The organism is Aeromonas sp. R5-1 (genome assembly GCF_040908265.1).
In the GTDB taxonomy this organism is placed as follows: Bacteria; Pseudomonadota; Gammaproteobacteria; order Enterobacterales; family Aeromonadaceae; genus Aeromonas; species Aeromonas caviae.
Map to the genome: position 1 here is coordinate 1 of NZ_JBFODJ010000089.1, position 6452 is coordinate 6452.

The following is a 6452-nucleotide window of genomic DNA, read 5'->3' on the forward strand; positions in this document are numbered from 1 at the left end:
TTTTTTATGTCTATTGCAAACGATCTGAACGATGTTGTTGAGGCATCTGGCGACATGCTGGCTCGGCTGGCCATTTTTGCCGACCATATTCCCGACGAATGGATTACTGCCGCTGCCGCCTTGTCTGAAAAGGCCACTATCCGCCGACGCCGCTTACCTTCTGATATGGTCTTGTGGCTCGTCGTGGGGATGGCCTTTTTCCGCAATGAGCCTATCTCCGAGGTCGCTCGGCGCCTCAACATCTGTGCAGAAGGGTTGGCCAATGATGCCTTGCTCGCGGACAGTGCCCTGTCTCAGGCCCGTCAGCGACTCGGCAAACAGCCGCTCGAGTGGCTGTTCAAACAGTGCGCCGATGTGTGGGGGCGGGAACGTTATCCTGAAGACCATTGGCACGGTTTACAGGTCTTTGCCATCGATGGGGCCCTGTTCCGAACCCAGGATATGCCTGAACTCAGAGCACATTTCGGCTCGGGTAACACCTCAACCAACCGGCAGACACCCTACCCGATGCTGCGGTTGGTCACGCTCATGAATGTCCGCTCGCATGTCATTGCCAACGCGGCCATCAGCCCGTACCGCAAAGGGGAAATCCCCCTGGCCAGCGAGTTCATTCACTCATTGCCGGACAAGTCAGTGACCCTGCTGGATAAAGGCTTCTTCGGTGCCGACCTGTTGCTGCGTATTCAGGCCGAAGACACCGACCGTCACTGGCTCATCCCGGAACGCAACGGGCTGGTATACACGGAACTTGAGCGCTATGGCGACGGTGACCGTCTGTTGCAAATGACGGTCTCGCCTCAGGCTCGCAAGAAAAACCCGGCGTTGCCGACACACTGGCAAGTTCGCGCAGTGACCTATGAGGTGGCAGGCAAGGAGAAAACGGTCTTTACCTCCCTGCCCGTGGCGCGATTCAGCGCAGCTCAGGTGGCGACCCTGTACCACGAGCGCTGGGAAATCGAGCTGGGATACCGGGATATCAAAAGCGCGATGCAGCACAACGCCATCACGCTGAGAAGCAAGAAAGTGGACTTGGTCTATCAGGAGCTGTGGGGATTGCTGCTTGGATACAATCTGGTCAGGCGGGAGGCCAGCCAGGCCGCCGTAGCCCATCAGCGAGCGCCCAATGAGGTGAGCTTTAAGTTTGCCTGTCAGTTCATCGCGAACCAGATGGCAGTGATGGCGGGCGCGTTATCGCCAGCCCATACGCCACGGAGGTTGGCGGAGTTGCGGGGCTGCATAGGCGTCATGTTCATAGAAAAACGCCCCAGGCCATCGAGACCCAGGGCGGTGAAGATATCAAAGACCCGTTTTCCGGTAAATCGCAATGCGGCTCCGCTTAAGTGAACAGCATTGCCGCAACTGCGGGCTTTTTTGTCTCTGGTTTTTGTATCAGGTCAGACGCTGCGGGGACGCAGGTGCGCGTGCCAGCGGGCCTCCCACTTCTTGAACAGCCAGACGATGGCGAAGGTAAGCAGCATGTAGAGCAGGCCGGCTGTCAGGAACGCCTCAAACGGGCTGTAGTAGCGGGAGTTGATGATCCGCGCCGCACCGGTCAGGTCGACGATGGTGATGATGCCCGCCACCGCCGAGCCCTGCAGCATGAAGATCACCTCGTTGCTGTAGGCGGGCAGCGCACGGCGAAACGAGTTTGGCAGGATGATGCGGGTGAGGGTCTGCCAGCGGCTCATGCCAAACGCATTGGCCGCCTCGATCTGTCCCTTTGGTATGTTCAGCACGGCGCCGCGCACTATCTCGGCGGTGTAGGCACCAGTGTTGAGGGTAAACGCCAGCAGGGCGCAGAACCAGGCCTCGGAGAAGAGCGCCCAGGCGGGGCCGTTTTTCAGCCACTCCCACTGGGCGGCGCCGTAGTAGATGATGAACAGCTGCACCAGCAGCGGGGTGCCGCGGAAGAAGTAGATGTAGGCCCAGATCGGCCCCTTGATCAGCCAGTTGCGGCTGTTGCGCAAAATGCCCATGGGCACCGCCAGCATGAGGCCGAGCATGAGGGACACCGACACCAGCCAGATGGTAGTGTAGAAACCCTCCCAGTAGGTGGGCCACTCCGTGAGAATGATCGAGAAATCCATGGCTTACCTCATCTTGATCGTGATGTAGATACGCTCGTCACTGACACCGCGACGATCACAGTAAACGAACGACTGCATTGAATACGACATGGCTTACCTCGTCTTGATGGCGTAGTGACGCTCGGCCCACTTGAGCGCCGAGGTGGAGACTGCGGTGAAGATCAGGAAGATCAGCGCCACCGCCATGTAGAAGGTGAAGGGCTGCTGGGTCGAGCCCGCGGCCAGCGACGCCTTACGCACCATGTCATCGAGCCCGATGATGGAAACCAGAGCCGTGGTTTTCAGCAGTACCAGCCAGTTGTTGCCAAACCCCGGCAGGGCGTGGCGCATCATCTGGGGGAAGAGGATCCGCACAAACACCTGGGTCGCCCGCATGCCAAAGGCGCGCGCCGCCTCGAGCTCCCCCTTGTCCACCGCCAGGATGGCGCCGCGGAAGGTCTCGGTCATGTAGGCACCGAAGATGAAGCCGATGGTGGCGACCCCGGCCGCAAACGGGCTGATGTCGATGTAATCCGGCAGCAGGGAGACCCACTCCTGGCTCGGGTTGCTCTCCAGCAGGTAGTTGTTGTAGGCCTCGTTGACCCAGCTGCAGATCCCGTTGATCAGCACCTGGCCGCCGAAGAACAGCAGCATCATCAGCACCAGATCCGGGATGCCGCGAATGACGGTGGTATAGGCGGTCGCGATGCCGCGCGCCCACTTGTAGGGGGAAAGCTTGGCCAGCGCTCCCAGCATGCCCAGCAGCAGCGCCAGCAGCAGAGAAGCCAATGCCACCTCCAGGGTGACCCAGGCCCCCTCCAGCAGGGAGGTTTCGTATCCTTTCAAATCAAACATATGCGGCTCCATTGCAACGCATTGAGCGGGATCGCCCGTCCCAATATCCTTTCAAACCAAACACATGCAGCTCCATTGCAACTAAGCGGGCCCATCGCTCCCTTGCGAGAGACAACGGGCCCGGTGACTACAGACGAGGGTCGACCTGTCGTGATGATTCGCCGCAATCCCTTCGGCGGCTACCCGGGGTAGCGCGCCTGGGGGTTACTCGCCGTACACGTCGAAATCAAAGTACTTGTCGTTGATTTCCTTGTACTTGCCGTTGGCGCGCAGGGCCAGGATGGCGGCATTGAATTTCTCTTTCAGATCCTTGTCGGCCTTGCGTACCGCGATGCCGGCACCCTCGCCAAACCACTTGGGATCGGTCAGTTTCGGGCCGACGAACTCGTAGGCATCGCCACCCTCTTTCTTCAACAGGCCATCGCTGATGGCGGCGGAGTCGGCCATCACGTAGTCAACCCGGCCGGATTTCAGATCGAGATAGGCTTCGTCTGCGGTGCCGTAGCGCTTGATGGTGGCGTTGGGGAAGTTGTCGGTGATGTAGGTGTCCATGGAGGTGGCGCGCTGCACGGCAATGGTCTTGCCATCCATGAAGGCCTTGTCGAGCTGCACGTCAGTGCCTTTCTTGGCGGCGAAGCGGGCCGGAATGTGCTGGTACTTCTGGGTGAAGTCCACCTTCTTCTTGCGCTCTTCGGTGATGTCCATGGTGGCGATGATGGCGTCATACTTGCGCGACAGCAGCGCCGGAATGATGCCGTCCCAGTCCTGCTTGACCAGGGTGCACTTCACCTTCATCTCTTCGCACAGGGCGTTGGCGATGTCGATGTCGAAGCCTTTCACCTCGCCGCTCGGTTCGGTCCAGGAGAAGGGAGGATAGGCGCCTTCCACCCCGATCCGCACCTCTTTCCACTCCTTGGCCATCAGGCTACCGGAACACAGGGCCGTCATCACGGCAGTCGCCAGCATCAGCTTGTTCATGTATCTCTCCTTGATAAACACGTCGATCATTGAAAACACAGATTGTTGAAAATACAGCCCGTCCATCAATAGATGGAAGAGATGAATTGCTTGAATCGCTCCGACTTGGGATGGGCGAAGATCTCCTTGGGATTGCCCTCCTCCTCCACGCGCCCCTGGTGCAGGAACATCACCTTGTTCGACACGTCGCGGGCGAAGGACATCTCGTGGGTCACCACCATCATGGTACGCCCCTCTTCCGCCAGCTCGCGCATCAGGCCAAGGACCTCCCCCACCAGTTCAGGGTCGAGGGCCGAAGTAGGCTCGTCAAACAGCATCACCTCGGGCTCCACCGCCAGCGCCCGGGCGATGGCGGCCCGCTGCTGCTGACCGCCGGAGAGGTGACCAGGATAATAGTCGCGACGCTCCCACAGCCCCACCCGGTTGAGCAGGTGCTCCGCCTTGGCGATGGCCTCGGCACGGGGCACCTTGAGTACCTGGATGGGCACTTCGATGATGTTCTGCATGATGGTCATGTGGGACCAGAGATTGAAGCTTTGAAACACCATGGCCAGTCGGCTGCGGATACGCTCCACTTGGCGCATGTCCTCCGGCAGGCGTTCGCCGGAACGGCTGGTTTTCATCCGGATCAGCTCCCCGTGGAGGGAGACGCTGCCCGATGAGGGGGTTTCAAGCAGATTGATACAGCGTAGAAAGGTCGACTTCCCCGAACCCGAGGAGCCGATGAGGGAGATCACATCCCCCTTGTGGGCCGTCATATCGATGCCCTTGAGCACTTCGTGGGTGCCAAAATACTTGTGCAGATCACGAACTTCCAGTGCGGCAACGTCGCTCATCCATTACAACCTTGTCTGTCCCTAGACGCCGCTTCGGCGTGACTCCACCATCGTCCATTTAACAAAACGTTAACCGATGGTAACCTTCAGCGAAAATATCATTGAGGTAGTGAAAAAACAATACAGAACCGAGGTATTTGGTGTTTTATCTGTATTTTTATTGGCCTATTGAGTATTTTTCAGCACTTTGTCTGCATAAAATCCATTTTTTGTCGCACCTTCCCTACCGCTCTTTTATACCCGCAGCGCACTGGTAGCAAGCATATTTCACCATATCCGCCAGATGTCACCCAAAAGGACTTTATTCACCCGGGCAGATTCCCCTTCTCTCGTCATTTCATGGGGATGAAATTGATTTTTCAGGTGATGTGGCCCTCTTTCCCCGTTTGCGTACAGAGCCGACTGTCATCAAAAAACACAACAATATGATAAAAAGTCCCGTATGGGCCATGCTGATGCACAGATCCGTGACACAGGTGCAACAAGTCGTGATAAGGTGCCGTTTTTCCACGTTTTGTGATCGAGGCCCCGATGTTGCTCAATGTGTTGCTGATCCTGCTGCCGCTCGTGATCGGCTATCTGGTTCCCCTCTCTTCCGCCCGTCTGATCAAGCTGGTCAACCAGTCCCTGGGCAAGATGGTCTACCTCATCCTGTTCCTGATGGGGCTGGGACTGGCCTATGTGGAGAACCTGGGCAGCAACCTGGCAGTGATCTTCAAGGTGGCAGGGGTGATGCTCGCCGCCATTACCCTCTGCAACCTGCTGGCCCTGTGGTGGCTGGACAAACGCAGCCCCCCCACCCACGAGGCCAGCGACGGCAAGATGCCGAGCAAGCTGCACCTGTTGTGGGAATCCCTCCAACTCTGTTTCGTGGTGCTGGGGGGCGTCTTGCTGGGGCTGGTAGTGGACTTGCGCGCCCTGCCCATCGACAAGTTGAGCGAGTGGGCCCTTATGCTGCTGCTCTTGCTCATCGGCATCCAGATGCGCAACTCCGGCATGCGCCTGCGCCAGATCCTGCTCAATCCCTGGGGCATGAAGATCGCGCTCACCGTCATCCTCAGCAGCTGGCTCGGCAGCCTGCTGGCCGCCCAGCTGCTCGGCATGCCCTTTGCCCATGGCCTCGCGATGAGCTCCAGTTTTGGCTGGTATTCGCTCTCCGGCATTCTGGTAGCGGACAAGCTGGGCCCGGTGCTGGGCTCCGCCGCCTTCATCAATGATCTGGGGCGCGAGCTTATCGCCATCCTCATCATCCCGGTGCTGATGCGCCGCCACCCCAGCGCCGCCATCGGCTACGGCGGCGCCACGGCGCTGGACTTCACCCTGCCTGTCATCCAGAAATCCGGCGGCATCCAGGTGGTGCCGGTGGCCATCGTCTCCGGCTTTATCCTGAGCCTGCTCGGCCCCATTCTGATCCTGGGGTTCCTGGCTATCTGAGCATGATGCCCCCCAGGCGGAAAAAAGCCCGGCAGCAGTGCCCAATGCTGTTCAGATAAGCACATTTTTGACTAATTATTCATAAATGCGACTTGAGTTGGGGGAGCAAGGCTGTTTCCAGTCGATGTTCCTTCAGCCTTTATCCAGCGTGGCTTGCAATAGAAAGAGGGAGGCATCATGCCTCCCTCATTTTTGGTTCTTCGCGGGATCTTGGGGAAGTGGAAGTTGACAGACAGGGTGCTGGTAAACTGGCTGTCTCCAAACACACCACCACCATCACCCT

Annotated in this window: 7 protein-coding genes; 2 read left to right on the top strand and 5 right to left on the bottom strand. The window is 58.5% G+C overall.

The window, feature by feature from the left end; translation table 11 throughout:
- Positions 1-6 precede the first annotated feature (6 nt).
- The gene (locus tag AB5Y64_RS12190; protein WP_102948249.1) at positions 7-1344 is read left to right on the top strand and encodes an IS4-like element ISAeme15 family transposase; all 1338 of its coding nucleotides are present in this window, start codon (positions 7-9) and stop codon (positions 1342-1344) included.
- 50 nt (positions 1345-1394) lie between these two features.
- Here AB5Y64_RS12190 and AB5Y64_RS12195 read toward each other — a convergent pair whose 3' ends face one another.
- The 4 genes from AB5Y64_RS12195 to AB5Y64_RS12210 form a co-directional block, all read right to left on the bottom strand.
- Positions 1395-2087: an ABC transporter permease gene (locus tag AB5Y64_RS12195; RefSeq protein ID WP_161470765.1), complete on the bottom strand. Its 693-nt coding sequence runs from the start codon at positions 2085-2087 to the stop codon at positions 1395-1397.
- A gap of 93 nt (positions 2088-2180) precedes the next feature.
- Entirely contained in the window at positions 2181-2921 is a 741-nt protein-coding gene (locus AB5Y64_RS12200; protein ID WP_005332892.1) for an ABC transporter permease, read from the bottom strand.
- Between the two features lie 204 nt (positions 2922-3125).
- Positions 3126-3899 (bottom strand): ABC transporter substrate-binding protein, encoded by a 774-nt coding sequence (locus tag AB5Y64_RS12205; protein WP_041206090.1) that lies wholly within the window; start codon positions 3897-3899, stop codon positions 3126-3128.
- A 65-nt stretch (positions 3900-3964) separates the two neighbouring features.
- Positions 3965-4735 (bottom strand): ABC transporter ATP-binding protein, encoded by a 771-nt coding sequence (locus AB5Y64_RS12210; protein ID WP_010674267.1) that lies wholly within the window; start codon positions 4733-4735, stop codon positions 3965-3967.
- Positions 4736-5266: 531 nt separating this feature from the next.
- Between AB5Y64_RS12210 and AB5Y64_RS12215 the strand changes: the two genes are divergently transcribed.
- Positions 5267-6169, top strand: a complete 903-nt coding sequence (locus tag AB5Y64_RS12215) for a lysine exporter LysO family protein (protein ID WP_041215456.1) — start codon at positions 5267-5269, stop codon at positions 6167-6169.
- 71 nt (positions 6170-6240) lie between these two features.
- Here the strand turns inward: AB5Y64_RS12215 and AB5Y64_RS12220 are convergent.
- Positions 6241-6452, bottom strand: a 212-nt coding sequence (locus tag AB5Y64_RS12220; RefSeq protein ID WP_368203890.1) for a hypothetical protein, incomplete at its 5' end; no start/stop codon positions are given.

Excerpts from the sequence above, each read along its gene's own strand:
- AB5Y64_RS12215 (WP_041215456.1), top strand. The coding sequence starts at position 5,267 with ATGTTGCTCAATGTGTTGCTGATCCTGCTGCCGCTCGTGATCGGCTAT.
- AB5Y64_RS12195 (WP_161470765.1), bottom strand. The coding sequence starts at position 2,087 with ATGGATTTCTCGATCATTCTCACGGAGTGGCCCACCTACTGGGAGGGT.
- AB5Y64_RS12190 (WP_102948249.1), top strand. The coding sequence starts at position 7 with ATGTCTATTGCAAACGATCTGAACGATGTTGTTGAGGCATCTGGCGAC.
- AB5Y64_RS12200 (WP_005332892.1), bottom strand. The coding sequence starts at position 2,921 with ATGTTTGATTTGAAAGGATACGAAACCTCCCTGCTGGAGGGGGCCTGG.
- AB5Y64_RS12205 (WP_041206090.1), bottom strand. The coding sequence starts at position 3,899 with ATGAACAAGCTGATGCTGGCGACTGCCGTGATGACGGCCCTGTGTTCC.
- AB5Y64_RS12210 (WP_010674267.1), bottom strand. The coding sequence starts at position 4,735 with ATGAGCGACGTTGCCGCACTGGAAGTTCGTGATCTGCACAAGTATTTT.